Origin of the sequence: Actinomadura coerulea (assembly GCF_014208105.1) — a bacterium.
In the GTDB taxonomy this organism is placed as follows: Bacteria; Actinomycetota; Actinomycetes; order Streptosporangiales; family Streptosporangiaceae; genus Spirillospora; species Spirillospora coerulea.
Window position 1 is genome coordinate 7021278 of sequence record NZ_JACHMQ010000001.1, and the last position, 13927, is coordinate 7035204.

Annotated in this window: 18 protein-coding genes; 9 read left to right on the forward strand and 9 right to left on the reverse strand. The window is 73.2% G+C overall.

Features of this window, described 5'->3' with window-relative positions; translation table 11 throughout:
- The first annotated feature begins 112 nt into the window (after nucleotides 1–112).
- A complete protein-coding gene (locus tag BKA00_RS32580; protein WP_185031560.1) occupies nucleotides 113–1090 on the forward strand; it encodes an asparaginase in 978 nt (325 codons plus the stop codon).
- Here the strand turns inward: BKA00_RS32580 and BKA00_RS32585 are convergent.
- On the reverse strand, nucleotides 1087–1677 hold the full coding sequence (locus BKA00_RS32585) for a TetR/AcrR family transcriptional regulator (RefSeq protein ID WP_221493397.1): 591 nt from the start codon (nucleotides 1675–1677) through the stop codon (nucleotides 1087–1089). The genes BKA00_RS32580 and BKA00_RS32585 overlap by 4 nt on opposite strands.
- Before the next feature lie 314 nt (nucleotides 1678–1991).
- Here BKA00_RS32585 and BKA00_RS32590 point away from each other — a divergent pair, with 314 nt between their 5' ends.
- Nucleotides 1992–2570: a dihydrofolate reductase family protein gene (locus BKA00_RS32590; protein ID WP_185031562.1), complete on the forward strand. Its 579-nt coding sequence runs from the start codon at nucleotides 1992–1994 to the stop codon at nucleotides 2568–2570.
- 27 nt (nucleotides 2571–2597) lie between these two features.
- Here BKA00_RS32590 and BKA00_RS32595 read toward each other — a convergent pair whose 3' ends face one another.
- The 5 genes from BKA00_RS32595 to BKA00_RS32615 all read right to left on the reverse strand — a co-directional run bounded on the left by BKA00_RS32595 (nucleotide 2598) and on the right by BKA00_RS32615 (nucleotide 7408).
- The gene (locus BKA00_RS32595) at nucleotides 2598–2999 is read right to left on the reverse strand and encodes a hypothetical protein (RefSeq protein ID WP_185031564.1); all 402 of its coding nucleotides are present in this window, start codon (nucleotides 2997–2999) and stop codon (nucleotides 2598–2600) included.
- Nucleotides 3000–3039: 40 nt separating this feature from the next.
- Nucleotides 3040–4287, reverse strand: a complete 1248-nt coding sequence (locus tag BKA00_RS32600) for a CynX/NimT family MFS transporter (RefSeq protein WP_185031565.1) — start codon at nucleotides 4285–4287, stop codon at nucleotides 3040–3042.
- Complete coding sequence (locus BKA00_RS32605) at nucleotides 4284–4982, reverse strand: FadR/GntR family transcriptional regulator (RefSeq protein WP_221493398.1); 699 nt, start codon at nucleotides 4980–4982, stop codon at nucleotides 4284–4286. Before BKA00_RS32605 ends, BKA00_RS32600 begins: the two co-directional genes overlap by 4 nt.
- Nucleotides 4983–5169: 187 nt before the next feature.
- Entirely contained in the window at nucleotides 5170–5571 is a 402-nt protein-coding gene (locus BKA00_RS32610) for a hypothetical protein (protein ID WP_185031567.1), read from the reverse strand.
- A 61-nt stretch (nucleotides 5572–5632) separates the two neighbouring features.
- Entirely contained in the window at nucleotides 5633–7408 is a 1776-nt protein-coding gene (locus BKA00_RS32615; RefSeq protein ID WP_230298810.1) for a DUF2207 domain-containing protein, read from the reverse strand.
- A 216-nt stretch (nucleotides 7409–7624) separates the two neighbouring features.
- Between BKA00_RS32615 and BKA00_RS32620 the strand changes: the two genes are divergently transcribed.
- Nucleotides 7625–8509: a neutral zinc metallopeptidase gene (locus tag BKA00_RS32620; protein WP_185031569.1), complete on the forward strand. Its 885-nt coding sequence runs from the start codon at nucleotides 7625–7627 to the stop codon at nucleotides 8507–8509.
- 121 nt (nucleotides 8510–8630) lie between these two features.
- Entirely contained in the window at nucleotides 8631–8927 is a 297-nt protein-coding gene (locus tag BKA00_RS32625; RefSeq protein WP_179844340.1) for a YiaA/YiaB family inner membrane protein, read from the forward strand.
- Nucleotides 8928–8956: 29 nt separating this feature from the next.
- Here BKA00_RS32625 and BKA00_RS32630 read toward each other — a convergent pair whose 3' ends face one another.
- A complete protein-coding gene (locus BKA00_RS32630) occupies nucleotides 8957–9328 on the reverse strand; it encodes a DoxX family protein (RefSeq protein ID WP_185031571.1) in 372 nt (123 codons plus the stop codon).
- Between the two features lie 218 nt (nucleotides 9329–9546).
- Between BKA00_RS32630 and BKA00_RS32635 the strand changes: the two genes are divergently transcribed.
- The 5 genes from BKA00_RS32635 (at nucleotide 9547) to BKA00_RS32655 (ending at nucleotide 11603) form a co-directional block, all read left to right on the forward strand.
- On the forward strand, nucleotides 9547–10023 hold the full coding sequence (locus BKA00_RS32635; protein WP_230298808.1) for a helix-turn-helix domain-containing protein: 477 nt from the start codon (nucleotides 9547–9549) through the stop codon (nucleotides 10021–10023).
- Nucleotides 10020–10475, forward strand: coding sequence for a hypothetical protein (locus BKA00_RS32640; protein WP_185031573.1), 456 nt, complete (start codon nucleotides 10020–10022; stop codon nucleotides 10473–10475). The genes BKA00_RS32635 and BKA00_RS32640 overlap by 4 nt, the downstream gene beginning before the upstream one ends.
- A gap of 171 nt (nucleotides 10476–10646) precedes the next feature.
- The gene (locus tag BKA00_RS32645; protein WP_221493399.1) at nucleotides 10647–11009 is read left to right on the forward strand and encodes a DUF2516 family protein; all 363 of its coding nucleotides are present in this window, start codon (nucleotides 10647–10649) and stop codon (nucleotides 11007–11009) included.
- 62 nt (nucleotides 11010–11071) lie between these two features.
- Nucleotides 11072–11368, forward strand: a complete 297-nt coding sequence (locus BKA00_RS32650; protein WP_185031574.1) for a type II toxin-antitoxin system prevent-host-death family antitoxin — start codon at nucleotides 11072–11074, stop codon at nucleotides 11366–11368.
- A gap of 7 nt (nucleotides 11369–11375) precedes the next feature.
- The gene (locus BKA00_RS32655; RefSeq protein WP_185031576.1) at nucleotides 11376–11603 is read left to right on the forward strand and encodes a hypothetical protein; all 228 of its coding nucleotides are present in this window, start codon (nucleotides 11376–11378) and stop codon (nucleotides 11601–11603) included.
- 83 nt (nucleotides 11604–11686) lie between these two features.
- Here BKA00_RS32655 and BKA00_RS32660 read toward each other — a convergent pair whose 3' ends face one another.
- Together BKA00_RS32660 and BKA00_RS32665 are read right to left on the reverse strand one after the other, a co-directional pair.
- Nucleotides 11687–12574, reverse strand: a complete 888-nt coding sequence (locus BKA00_RS32660) for a hypothetical protein (protein ID WP_185031578.1) — start codon at nucleotides 12572–12574, stop codon at nucleotides 11687–11689.
- Nucleotides 12575–13262: 688 nt separating this feature from the next.
- Nucleotides 13263–13892: a TetR family transcriptional regulator gene (locus BKA00_RS32665; RefSeq protein WP_185031580.1), complete on the reverse strand. Its 630-nt coding sequence runs from the start codon at nucleotides 13890–13892 to the stop codon at nucleotides 13263–13265.
- Between the last annotated feature and the right edge of the window lie 35 nt (nucleotides 13893–13927).

Genomic DNA, 13927 nt, shown 5'->3' on the forward strand with positions numbered 1-13927 from the left:
CGGTGCTGCTTTCATGCGGTGTGCCGGGTACTTGACCTTCGAGATCGCCGTTGCGGGCGGGAGGCCGTCGCGGGGTGGGGGAGCGCCGGTGTCGTGGTGATGGGGGAGTGCGGTGGACGTCAATCCTGTGCTGGTCGAGGTGGAGCGTTCCGGGTTCGTGGAGTCCCGGCATCGGGGGGCGGCGATCGGGCTGGCCGCCGACGGGGGCGTCGCCTTCCGGGCCGGGGAGACCGGAGCGCCGATCTTCCCCCGGTCGGCGAACAAGCCGCTGCAGGCGGTCGCGATGCTGCGCGGCGGCCTCGAACTCGGCGGCGAGCTGCTGGCGCTCGCCTCCGGCAGCCACTCCGGTGAGGACTTCCACGTCGAGGGAGTGGAGAAGGTCCTCGCGGGCGCCGGGCTGGGAGCCGGCGACCTGCGCTGCCCCGAGAGCTGGCCGCTCGACCCCGCGACGCAGCAGGAGGCCGCCCGGACGGGCGGCGGCGCCTCGCGGCTGCGCATGAACTGCTCCGGGAAGCACGCCGCGATGCTCGCCACCTGCGTCACCGCGGGCTGGCCCGTCGACTCCTATCTCGATCCCGGCCACCCGCTGCAGCAGGCCGTCCGGGAGGTCGTCGAGGAGCTGGCCGGCGAGCCCGCCGCGGCGGTCGGCGTGGACGGGTGCGGGGCGCCGCTGTTCGCCGTGTCCATCGCGGGCGTCGCGCGGGCGTTCCGCGCGCTCGTCCTCGCCGAGCCGGGCACGCACGAGCGGCGCGTCGCCGACGCCATGCGGACGCATCCGCAGTGGACGTCCGGGACCCGGCGCGAGGAGCGGCAGCTGATGGACGCCGTCCCCGGCCTGCTCGTCAAGTGCGGCGCCGAGGGGGTGGACGCCTTCGCGTTCGCCGACGGGCGCGCCGGGGTCGTCAAGATCGACGATGGGGCGATGCGGGCCCGCACGCCCGTGACCGTCGCGCTGCTGCGCGCCCTCGGCGTCCACGACGGCGCCGACCGGGCGGCCCTGGACGAGCTGGCGGCCGTCGAGGTGCGCGGCGGGGACGCGGTCGTCGGCGCCATCCGCCCGGCGCCGGGCGTCTTCGACCGGGCGGTCTAGCGGGCCTCCGGCAGCAGCCGGTCCACCATCGTCTCGATCAGGGCGCCGGTGTCGTAGGGCTCGGTGATGGCGGGGACGGTGAAGTCGTCCAGGAGCAGCCCGGCCATCGCGAAGTAGAGCAGGCCGACGCCCGTGGCGTCGCCGGGCAGGCCCGCGTCCAGGTGGAAGCGGACGACCTCCTCGTGCTCCGCGGTGAGGAAGCCGCCGAGCTCCGAGTGCAGCTCCGGGCGCCGGGTCGCCTCCAGGCGCAGCTCCAGCATGGCCAGGTAGCCGGTCCGGTCGGCCCGCATGCGGCCGAGGAGCTGGCGCATCAGCTCGGTGACCAGCGCGTGCGTGGGCGCCTGCCGCATCGTCTCGGCCAGTGCCCGCGGATCCGGGGTGAGGCGCTCGCGGGTGCGGTGCATGACCTGGGTGAGCAGGTCGGCGCGGTTGGCGAAGTAGTTCGTGGCGGTCCCGGTGGGGACGCCCGCCTCGGCGTCGATCGCGCGCAGCGTCAGGCCGCGCGAGCCCTCGCGGGCCAGGACCTCGATCGCCGCGTCCAGCAGGGCCGTCCGGCGGGCGGGGTTGCGTCGCACTGTGACCTCCATCACATCGCCTTGCAATCACTGCAAGTGCAGTACTAAGTTCAAACCACTGCACTTAGAGTACATCAAGGCCAGTGAAGAGGAGATCGCATGCGTGCCCGGTCCCCCATCCCTTCCGCGCTCCGCCTGCCCCAGGACCGCACCGCGCTCCCGGGGCGGACCGCGCTTCCCGGCCGCGCGGGACGTCCCGCGCGGACCCGGCAGACGCCGAAGCCCCGCTCCGTTCCGCGGCCGCGTCCGCCGCGCAAGCCCGGCTCCGTCCGCTGACCCGTCGCCCGTCCCCGCGCCCGTACCCGACGCCTGAAAGCGAGCACCGCATGCGCAAGCTGGTCTACTACGTCTCCGCCACCCTCGACGGCTACATCGCCGGGCCGGAAGGGCAGTACGACTTCCTGCCCTTCGAGGGCGAGCCCGCCGAGATGATCAAGGCGGAGTACCCCGAGACGCTCCCCGCCCACGCCCGCGAACCGCTCGGCATCGCCGGCGCCCCGAACCGGCACTTCGACACGGTCGTCATGGGGCGCGGCACCTACGCGCCGGCTCTGGCCGCCGGGATCACCAGCCCCTATCCGCACCTGGAGCAGTACGTGGTCTCGACGACGCTCGGCATCGAGGACCCCGCGGTGACCGTCGTCGCGGACGATCCGGCGGGCCTCGTCCGCGGGCTGAAGGAGCGGGAGGGGCTCGACATCTGGCTCGCGGGCGGCGGGAAACTCGCCGCCGCCCTGGTGGACGAGATCGACACGCTCGTCATCAAGCGCCACCCGCTGGTGATCGGGAGTGGGATCCCCCTGTTCGACGGCCCCTTCTCCCTCGCGGCGTTCACCCCGTCCGCCGCCCACGCCTTCGACACCGGGCTCGTCGTCACCATCTACACGCGCGCGGCGGACGCGTGAGCCGGGCCCGCCTCCCGGTCGGACGGGCTAGCGGTTCTCGGTGCTCTTGGACGCCTTCAGGGTCTCGAACTCCTCCTTGAAGATCGTCTGTTCGTAGAGGACGCCCTCGGGCCACGGGCACCGCGGCTCCCGGCCGGGCTGGGGGTTGTCCTTGCGGAACTCCTCCGGCTGGCCCTCCTTGGCCGGCGGGTAGCTGTGCGAGAACATCCCCGGGGAGTAGGTGTAGTAGCCGCCCTGTTCCATGCCCCGCTGGTTCAGCTGGTTGTTCCTGCGCGAGAAGTGCAGCTTCCTGGACGAGGCGGCACGGGTCGCGTACAGCCACGTCAGCAGGGCGCCGACGATCGCGAAGGGAATGATCCAGACGAAGTAGCGGGCCCCCGTGGGGGCCGTGTTCGCCAGCACGGGGTCGGCGACGATCGTGGTGAGCAAGGCGGACCACCTCCCGCGGCGCGGATCGGCCCACGCCAGGTCAGTTAGGGGTGTGTCCGCTGGATCCCGTGTTAACCGTGCCGGGCGCCGGGGCGGCGGGCGCGCCCACGGTGCGGAGCCGCCCGGCGGGCAGGCCGGGCACGGCCAGGGCGGCGCAGACGGCCAGCACCCCCAGCATCGGAACGGTCCATCCGCCGGTGGCGTCGTGCAGCGCGCCGAGGGCGAGCGGACCGAGCGCCGCGATGACGTAGCCGACGCCCTGCGCCATCCCCGACAACTGGACGGCGACGTGGGCGTCGTGGGCGCGGAGCCCGATGAACGACAGCGCGGTCGCGAAGCCGAGGCCCTGGCCGAGGCCGAGGACCACCGTCCAGACCCACACCGAGGCGATCGGCGCCCAGGTCACCCCGAAGAAGCCGAGGGCGGTCAGCGCGACCGTGGCGATCACGAGGGGCCGCTGGTCGCGGGTCCGCCGGGCCAGCACCGGGACGGCCAGCGACCCGACCGCCTGGACCGCCGCCACCAGCGCCAGCACGTAGCCGGAGGTCGCCTCGTCCATCCCGCGGTCCTGGCAGAGCGTCGGCAGCCAGCCGATCACCACGTAGGCCAGCAGCGACTGCAGGCCCATGAACACCGTGACGTGCCAGGCCAGGCCCGACCGCCACACCAGCGCCGCGACGCCGCGCGGGGGCGCCGCGGGCGGGGCCGAGCGGGCGGCGTGCGCCGCCCGCCGCGCCCTCGGGAGCCACAGCAGCCCGGCGAGCGCGGCGGGGATCGCGAGCAGGCCGAGCGGCAGCCGCCACGACGCGCCGAACAGGTTCTCCACCGGCACGGCGAGCCCGGACGACAGGGACGCGCCCGCCGTCACCGCGACCGTGTAGACCGCCGTGACCGTGGTGATCCGCGACGGGTGGTCCCGCTTGATGATGGCCGGCACCGCGATGTTGCCGATGCTGATCGCGATCCCCGCGACCAGCGAGCCGGCGAACAGCGCGGCCACGCCGCCCGGCAGCCGCAGCAGCAGCCCGGCGACGAGCAGCGCCATCGCGCACACCAGCAGCGTCTCGCTGCGCGGCGGGCGCCGCAGGAAGGCGGCGGCGAGCCCGTAGGAGCCGAAGAACGCCAGCGGCAGAGTGGTGAGCGCGCCCGCCGCCGTCCCGGACAGCCCGAAGGCACCGCTGATCTCGGTCAGCAGCGGCCCGACCGCCGCGATCGCCGGCCGCAGGTTGACCGCCAGCAGGACGATCATCAGCAGGGCGCCGGCCAGCCCGGCGCGCCGCCCGGTCACGCGTCCTCCCCGGGCGTGTCGCCGAGCAGGGACGCGAGGACGGCGAGGGTCGGCTCCACGACGGCGGCGGCGGCCGACGCGGCGGCCTCCGGGTCGCCCGCCGCGATCGCGTCCAGCACGGCGCGGTGCCGGGCCGGGCCCGCCTCGGGGACCTCGCGGTCCAGCCGGATCGCGCGCATCGACTCGTGCAGCCGGTCGATGAAGAACCGCATCGCCTCGATCAGCACCGGGTTGCGGGACGCCTCCGCGACGCCGAGGTGGAAGCGCGCGTCGGCGGCGCCGAACGCGTCCGGCTCGGTGGCCTCGTCGCGGGCGCGCAGCAGCTCCTCCAGCCGCGCCAGGTCGGCGCCGGTGCGGCGGCGCGCCGCCAGCCGGGCCGCCTGGACGTCGTAGGCGAGCTGCACCTCGAACACGTCCCGGGCCGACGCGCGGGACACCCGGCGCAGCAGCGGGCGCGGGTCGGCGCTGCTGCGCACGTACGTCCCGTCGCCGCGGCGCACCTCCAGCACCCCGACGTGCGACAGCGCCCGGATGGCCTCCCGGACGGCCGGCCGGCTCACCCCGAGCTGCGCGGCCAGCTCCAGTTCGGCCGGGATCCGCCCGCCGACCGGCCAGGCGCCCCCGCTGACCTGCGCCTGGAGCTGGTCGAGCACGGCGTCCACCGTCGATCCGCCCGGTACGGGACTCAACGCCACGAAAGCCTCCAAAGTAAGACGTCAGACATCTTACGAGGAGACCGGTCCGGCGGGCGGACCCGCGGTGGCGGCCGGGAGGGGTCTCGGCCGCCACCGCGGGCGGCTGCGGCGCCCGCCGGACGGGTGCGGACGCGGGGTCGCCGGACCCGACCGGCGGGCGCCGGGTCCTGTGCTCGGGCCCTACGCGTCAGCGGAGCCTGGGAAGGCCGAATCTGCGGCGGTTCCCGGCGGGAGGCCGGGCGCGGATCCTCTCCGCCTCCGCCCGTTCCCGCTCGCGGGCCTCCTCCTCCGCGCGCCCCTGCTCGATGTGGGCCATGACCTCGCGATGGGTCACCGAGGGAGCCGGGTCGCGGCGCGTCCGCTGGGACGGGCTGCCCATGATCACACCGCCCATGACGGGCCCGCGGTGCGGCAGGCCGTCCTTGGCGCTGGGGTAGTGGTGGCGCTTGCGGGACGTCGTCAGCACGATCGTCACCCAGGCGATGAGCGCCACGAAGATGACGGCGGGGCCGATGGCCAGGAAGTAGGCGTCCCCGAGACGGTTCGACTGCGCGGCCAAGGGGGCGGCGAGCACCGCGCTGGCGACCATGGGGCGACACCTCCTCGCCCCGGGATCTACCCGGCGTCGGGCGGTTAACCGCCCGGCGCCGTCACAGCCCGCGCGACTGGGAGATTGACCCCGACGTGGCCAGCGTGAACGTGCGCATCGACTCGGCGAACTTCGACAGGTCCCATTCCGCCGGGCCCTCGTACCAGTAGAGGTTGTCGGCGCCCTCCGCACGCTCGCCCGCGTCCTTCACCGTCTCGGCCCACTTCCCCACGAGGTCGAACACCACCGCGTACGGCAGGAAACGCGAGAACAGGGCGATCCGCTGGCGCGCCGCCATGGAGTCGTCGTCGGGCAGGGCGCCGCGCTCCAGGAACGCGCGGAAACCGATCGTGTGTGCGAGGACCGTGGCGCCGCGCGCGGTCTTCGCCGGCATGTACTGGCCGCCATAGGCCAGCGCCGCGCCCGCGATGATCAGCGCGAGCCCGGCCAGTGCCCACTCGGTCGTGAGCGCCAGCGCCACCGTCCCGGCGATGCCGAGCAGCGTCACGAGGATGCCCGCGACCGTCCACCGGGACCGGACGGTGTCGGGCCGCCGCGCGAACCAGCCCTGCTTCACCACGTCGTCGTACATCGCCGACCTGACCTGCGCCAGCTTCGTCGCGAACGTCCCGCCGAGCTCCGACAGCCGGACGGCGTCGCGGGCGGACCCGTCCGGCGCGGTCAGCAGCGCGTCCAGCAGGGTCCGCTCGTAGGGGAGCAGGTCGGTCTGCGGGCGCTCCAGGCGGCGCAGCGTCCAGTCGAGGCGGCCGGTGACGGCCCGGTCCTCCTCCTCGATCAGCAGGTAGCCGCGCACGGCGAGGTCGACGATCGTCGCGGTCACGTCGATCACGTCGGCCTGCTCGTCGACCAGCGTGCCGATCTGGCCGGGCCGCACCCCGTTCGGCGGCTCGAACTCCGTCCCGGCCACCGGCACCTGGTCGCCCTCGGCGGCCCGCTTGCCGACGGTCCGCGCGTCCCGGCCGCGCAGCAGGTAGAGGGCGAGGACGCCGCCCACGAGCAGCACCAGCAGGCCGGCGAGCGCGGCGCCGGTCACGGCGTTGACGGAGAACGCGGTCGCCACCGTGTGGCGGCGCTCGTAGATCGCGCGCCCGCCCGTCGTCCCGGCGGGCAGGCCCGCGACGACCGTCAGGTACTCGCCGGGCAGCATCCCCTGCTGCGCGAAGACGCCCTGGGTGTGCGTGTGGTTCGTGTAGTACTGCGTGCAGCCGATCGTGCTGCCGATCGGGCCGGTGAAGCAGTTGACGTTGCGGATCATCGCGCCGCCCTCGACGACGGCCCTGGCCTCGTCGACGGGCACCTTCCAGCCGCCGACCACCGGCCAGCGCAGCTCCTCCGCCGCGCCCATCCGGGTGATCGCGCCGCGCACGTCGTACTCCAGGACGACCGTGTGGTCGCCGGTGAGCTTCCGGCCGCCCGCCACCTTGACCGTCGTGTGCAGGCCCGCGGTGGACGCGGTCGCCTTCGACGGCCCGCCGTCCGGGCTGGCCGCCCGCAGGTTCTCGATCCGGTGGACGCGGTCCTCGGTGACGCTCTCGTGCGTCCTGGTCGGGTACGTCCGCTGGAAGCCGTCGTGCCCGGCGAACCGGTACACGATCGTCTCCTTGACCCTGACCGTGCCGCCCCGGACCGCGGTGAGGACGACGTCGTCCTTGAGCACCCGCTCGGCGGCGAGACCGGACGCCGCCGCACCGGCCCCGGACGCCTCTCCGACCTCGGCCGCCGCGGCGGAAGTGCTGGTCAGCAGGGGGACGGCCAGCGTCGCCGAGACCACCAGGACCGCCGGACGCGACCGGAACATCGCCGCAAGAGCAGACATGGCCGCAAATGGTATCGGCAATGCGTGCGATGATTCTGCGCTATGGCAGGTCATTACCCCCCGCCGCCCCCTCCGCCGCGGCCTCCCGGACCGCCCTACGGCCGCCCGCCGTACGGCGGGCCGCAGCAAGGGAGCCGGCCGTCCGGCGGTCCGGGGTATGGCGGTCCGGGTTACGGGGCCCCTGCCTACGGGCCGCCGCAGTACCGGTACGCCCCGATGCGCCCGCCGCCGCGCCGCAGCGCGGGCGGGACGATCGCGGGCATCTTCGGCGGCCTGACGTCCCTGGTCGTCCTGGCGATCCTGGGGATCTCGCTGTTCGGCGGGGGCCAGGGCGCCGCCGGCGGCACCGGGACGTCCACCACCACGGCCGGCGGCCCCTCGACGCCGCGCGAGAAGGCCACCAACAGCAAGATCTACAAGACGGGCCCGCTGACGCCGGTGAGCTGCCGCCTGCCGCAGATCCAGCCGTCCGCCGAGTCCATGCGCGGTTTCATGGACACCCTGAGCGACTGCCTCGACACGGCGTGGACGAAGCAGTTCACCAAGGCCGGCATCGCGTTCGACAAGCCCGACCGGGTGTTCTGGGTCGAGCCGGGGCGCAGCCCGTGCGGCTCCTACCCGGCGCCCGGCGCGTCCGCGTTCTACTGCCCGGCCAACAACACGATGTACGTGGGGCTCCGGCACGTCGTGGAGACCTCGGGCGGCGAACCGCTGTCCCACTACGCGGTCTACGCCCGCGTGATCGCGCACGAGTACGGGCACCACGTCCAGGACCGGGCCGGGATCCTGCTCTACGGGGACGGCCAGATGGAGTCCGGCGACACCGCCACCCGCACGGAGGCGAGCCGCCGCATCGAGTTGCAGGCCCAGTGCTTCGCGGGCGCGTTCCTCGGCAGCGAGCGCACCACCCTCCCGATGACGCGCGAGCAGTACACGGCCATGGTCAACGACGTGCTGGGAAGAGGCGACGACCGCCAGCCGCCGGAGAAGCGCGACCACGGCTCCGGCCGCCACTACGCGGGCTGGGTGATCACCGGCTTCAACGGGCGCGACCTGACCGTCTGCAACACCTGGATCGCGTCCCCGTCCAAGGTGAGCTGACCCCGTCCAAGGTGAGCCGAGCCCGGGCGGGCGTGCGCGGGCCGGCGTTGAGTTCTTCGCACACGGGCGGTTGAGTGCCGGTACTCATGCCCGGGACGAGGGGCGGCCGCAGACTCGTCCCATGACGACCTCCAAGCCGCCGGCCCAGGCGGGTTCCTCCGCGTTCTTCGTCCAGGCGGCGATCTCGTTCGCCGTCTCCAGCACCGCCGTCGCCGTCGGGGTGGCGTACCTGCCGGTCAGCGCGTGGGTCCGCGCGTTCCTGGCGCTCGGCCTGCTGTACGTGATCACGTCCACGTTCACGCTGGCCAAGTGCGTCCGCGACCGGCAGGAGACCCAGGCCATCAGCACCCGGGTCGATCAGGCGCGCCTCGACAAGCTCCTCGCCGAGCACGACCCGTACGCCGCCCCGTCCCTCTGAGCCGGTCCCGGTGAGCCCGGCCCCGCCGGTCACCAGGCGCCGAAGCGGCCCACGGCGATGAACACCGCGAGCGCCAGGTAGACCAGGTTCAACGCCACGAACTTCGCCTCGCCGCGCCGGCCGTGCGCGACCATCGCGCCGACCATCAGCAGGACCCAGCAGACGGCGGTCACCGGCACCATGAACGGCGCGACGCCGACCACGGCGGGCAGGATCAGACCCACCGCGGCGAGCATCTCCAGGCCGCCGAGCGTCTTGACGAAGCCGTCGCCGGCGCTCGCGGTCCACTGTCCGCCGGGCGCCTCCGCCAGCTTGGCCCTGGGCACGAGGACCTTGGTCGCACCGCCGAACAGTGCCACCGCGGCCAGCAACCCGGCCACGATCCACAGCGCCACGTTCATGAGCTTCCTCCTTGGTGGAACGAAGGGTCCGCCCCCAAGACACCGGCGCGGGAACCCGTGTGACACCGGAGCGAGTGACCTGCGCCACGGGTTCCGCCCGCCCGCCTGACCAGCGGCGATGAGCGATCAACCCGGCTTTTGCGACATGTGAGGCGATTCACCACGAAGTGCTAGCTATGGTGCTTGCAATAGCAAGCACCATGACGGAGAGTGGAGACATGGCGAGTTCGAAGGTCGGCTCCATCGGGGAGTACATCCGGGAGCAGCGGACGCGGGCGAAGATCTCCCTGCGCCAGCTGGCGGACGTGTCCGGGATCTCCAACCCGTACCTGAGCCAGATCGAACGCGGCCTGCGCAAGCCGAGCGCCGAGATCCTGCAGCAGATCGCCAAGGGGCTGCGGATCTCCGCCGAGGCGCTGTACGTGCAGGCCGGCATCCTGGAGGACCGCGAGGCCGACACCGACGTGCAGGCCGCCGTGCGGGCCGACCTCGTCCTGACGGAACGGCAGAAGCAGGTTCTGCTCGACATCTACGCGTCGTTCCTCAAGGAGAACGAAGCCAGCGGCGTCCTCGGCGCCGAGCCGGACGAGTTCGACGAGCCCGCCGAGACCGCCGCACCGGAAGAGACCGGACCAGAACAGGCCGGGCCGAACCAGGCCGGACCAGAGCGCAAGGGAAGGGAAGAGGTCGGATGACGCTGGCCAGCAACCTCCGTGAGAACAAGGCCGTCTACGCCGTGGCCGGCGCCGGCGACTTCGCGGTGGAGAAGATCCGTGAGGTCCCCGAGCAGGTGACCAGGTACCAGGGCGAGGTCCGCGAGACCGTCGACCGCTACCGCGTGCAGGTGCGCGAGACCGTCGGCCGCTACCGCGGCGAGGTCTCCCGCTACCAGGAGCGCGTGGACGCCAGGGAACTGCCGGGCGCCGCCGTCGCGTACGCCACGCACTTCGGCACCCGCGCCTTCGAGTTCATCGACGAGCTCGCCGAGCGCGGCAAGAAGGTCGTGCACCGCGAGGCCTCCGAGGTCGCCGAGATCGCCGCGGCCGACCAGGCCGCCGCGAAGCAGGCGTCCAAGGCCCGCACCGCGCAGCGCCGGACGGCGCAGAGCCGGGCCACCGGGCAGTCCCGCTCCACCACGAAGAAGTAGGGCGTCGAACGACGGAGCCCGGCCGGGAACACCCGGCCGGGCTCCGTCGTCCCTACAGGTGCCTGCTCCATCAGGCCGCCCTGGTGGACGGTGCGCATAGGGTTGCGGTGAAGGAAGACCCGCGTGCGACGAGGAGTCGCCGTCCGAGACGAGCAGGAGCGCTGATCGCCGATGTCGGGCTTCAACGTGCTGGACTACTTCTTCTGGCTGCTGCTGATCATCGCGTTCGCGATGGAGGCGTGGGCGCTGGTCGACTCGCTGACCGTGCCCGTGAACGCCTACGCCGCGGCGAGCAAGCAGAGCAAGAAGCTGTGGATGATCATCCTGATCGTCGCGACGGTGGTCGGCGCCGCGTACGCGGTCGCGCCGGTGGCGCTCGGCGCCAGCCCCATCGCCCTGCTCCTCGGCATCCTTCCGGTGGCCGCGTTCATCGCCGCCGCCGTCTACCTGGCCGACGTCCGCCCGGCGGTCGGCCCGTACAAGAAGAACGGCGGCCGCGGCGGCTCCCGCCAGGGGCCCTACGGCCCCTGGTGACCCCTGCGCCCCGGCGACGGCGATCAGGCACCTGACGAAGCGCCGAAGTGTACACTTCGGCTATGGAAAGTGTCCCTTTGAAGGATGCGCGTTCACGGCTGGGCAGGATCCATAGTTCGGCCGCGCATGGGCAGCCGGTCGAGATCACCCGTCACGGGTCCGCCCCGGTCGTCGTGGTGTCCAAGACCATGTACGACGTGATGTTCGCAGACCATCTCCGTTGGCAGGCGGAACGGTTTCGGAAGGCACTGGACGAGGGGACCGTGCCCGAGGGGACCCTCGTCATCCACCGCGACGATCTCGAGCGCTGGCGCGAGGCTACGCCCGAGGAATGGGCTGCGGGCGAGCTCAATGCCTGACCATCTCATGATCCCCCCAGCCGTCCGTCACCAGATCGCAGCGCTCCCCGAGGGGCTCCGCAAACTCGTCTTCGACGTCGTCCTCCTGCTGTTAGAGCAACCGCATCCGCCGGGAAGCCGACCATATGAGGGCGTAGCCGACGCGTTCTGGCTGGAACTCGACGAAGTGACGCTCTACTACAACGCCTACGGCACCGGCACGATCATCATCCAGCAGATCGCCGTCCACGAGTGACGGAGGCCGCGGCTTCCGCCGCCTCCGCGTCAAGATCGTCGCCTGGCCGGGCCCGGGGCCCCGAGCTTTGACGCCTGGGCGTGTCACGCGGGTGGGTGCTTGTGGGCGTGGTGCCAGGCGTAGGTGAAGCGGTCGGGGAGCGGTCGCCAGACGAAGGGAGTCCGGGGGTCCTCCGCGTCCGCCGCGGCCTTCAGGTCGGCCTTCCACGTCTCCTGGGGCGGCGGGCCCTGGGTGCAGGGGCCGGGGAGGAAGATCTTGCGTCCGGTGTCCCGGTGCTCGTGCCGGACCACCAGGTCGCGGGCCACCAGGGGGTCGGCGGCCTTGCGGAGGCGGGCGGGGGTCCAGCGGTTCCACTTCCGCACGTTGCGGTCCGTCGGCGCGCTCAGGGTCAGCAGCTGGAGGTAGAGCGCGGCGGAGTCCGGCGGGACGTCCAGGCGCCCGGCCGCCTCCTCCACCAGGGACGGCGCCGACGCCGACGGATCGGCCTCGTACGCGCCCTCCGGCAGAGCCCCGGATCGGATGCGGCGCGCCATGGCCTCGGCGCCCTTCCCTCGTAGCAGGCGCACGCGCTCGAAGGCGTGCCTGCTGTCGCGGGACGCGTCCACCACCTCGGCCAGACGCTCGGTCCGGGCGTCCACGCCGTAGAGGGCGGGGCGGAAGAACAGGTTCGCGAGTTGTTGGTGTTCGCGAAGTGAGGCGACCGTGAGGCCGTCGTCGACGTAGTCGACGGTGAGTTCGCCCGGTCCGCTGTAGGGGACGGTCCCGAACCTGTCGGTGATCGCGTCCAGCCCCTGCGCCCCGACGTCGAACAGGCAGGCCGGCAGGAGCAGTCCGGGGTTCGCCAGCCGTTGGAGCAGCAGGTCGTAGGCCGCGGGTGCGCCCTCCCGGACCGGGTCACCGGCCGGAAGCTCACCGGGCCCGTGGCGCGGACCAGTTCGATCAGCCGGGTGAGCTGGTCGGCGGTACCCCACCTCAGGGGCGCGTCCGTGACGTCCACGACGCTGCCGAGGGCGGGCGGGGCGCCCTGCCCGAACGCGCGGTCGAGGAAGGCCAGCTCCGGATTCTTGCGGGCGACCCGTTCCGCGTCGGCGCCGCCGATCGTCACGGCCGCGCCGTGCTCGTCCCGCACGGCGGTGACGCTCGCGGTCACGCGTCCCCTGCGCGGCCGGACGGCCGGATCCGCCATGGGCGTGCGCGACCAGAGCTCCAGGAGGACCAGCAGGGTCTCCCGATGGGGGTCGGCGGTGGCGGGCGAGGCGGCCCTCAGCGCGACGGCCCCGATCCGGCCGACCAGCGGCCCCCACGGGCAGACATCGGACGTCTGCCCGGCCGCGGCCGTCGCGGGGTCCACCGCTCCGGCCAGGAACCGGCCGACCATGTCCATGTGGGCGAGGGTGCTTCCCGCCAGCCCGCCGAAACCGTGTCTCGTCACGAGCTGGCTCAGCGCGGCCTCCATGTTCCGTTCATGCGGCTTGCGTTCATGCTCGGAGAGTCGCGCGCGGTCGTCCGTCTGCCCCGTCTCGTCAGCCACGGCGCATTCCTATACCGCGCCGGTGACATTCGCTGATCTTTCGCCCGACCGATCGGACGACCGGCGACGGACGGACGCTGAGCCGGGCACCGGCCGGCGGGCGCCTCCGCCGCCCGGTGCCCGGCGGTTCAGGGGGAGGGGCGCGACAGCGCGTCCACCGAGACGAGGCCGTGCTCGACCATGTCCACGGCGCGGTCGAGGGCGGTGCGCATGGACAGGGGGTCGTAGCCCTCGCGGCGGCAGTGCGCCACGACCGCCTGCATGCCGCCGACCGCGATGCCGGCCGCGGCCACCGCGTCGATCTCGGAGATGCCGGGGCACAGCTCGCGGAGCAGCGCCTCGATGGCGTCCTGGGCGTCGGTCATGCGCTGGAGCGCCCGGGCGCGCAGGGCGGGGCGCTCCAGGATGAGGGTGATCTGGACCGGGCCGTAGTCGCGGTGCTCGGCCACGATCGCCTCCAGGACGTCCACGATGCTGCGCCGGATCGTCTCCATGGGGGACTCGCCGGGGGTGCGGCGCAGCCGCTCGGCGACCTCGGCGAGCCGGTCGTCGATCTCGGCGAAGATCACGTCTTCCTTGGAGGGGAAGTAGCTGAAGAACGTGCGGGGCGAGACGTCGGCGGCGGCCGCGATGTCGGCGATCGTCGTCTCCTCGTAACCGCGCTCGGCGAACAGGCGCAGCGCGGCCGTCGCGATGGCCTGCCGCGTGCGCATCTTCTTGCGCTCCCGCAGCCCCGGCCGGCCGGTGTCCTCCTGCATGTGACGGACGTTACCATGACTGCAAAGTTGCATCT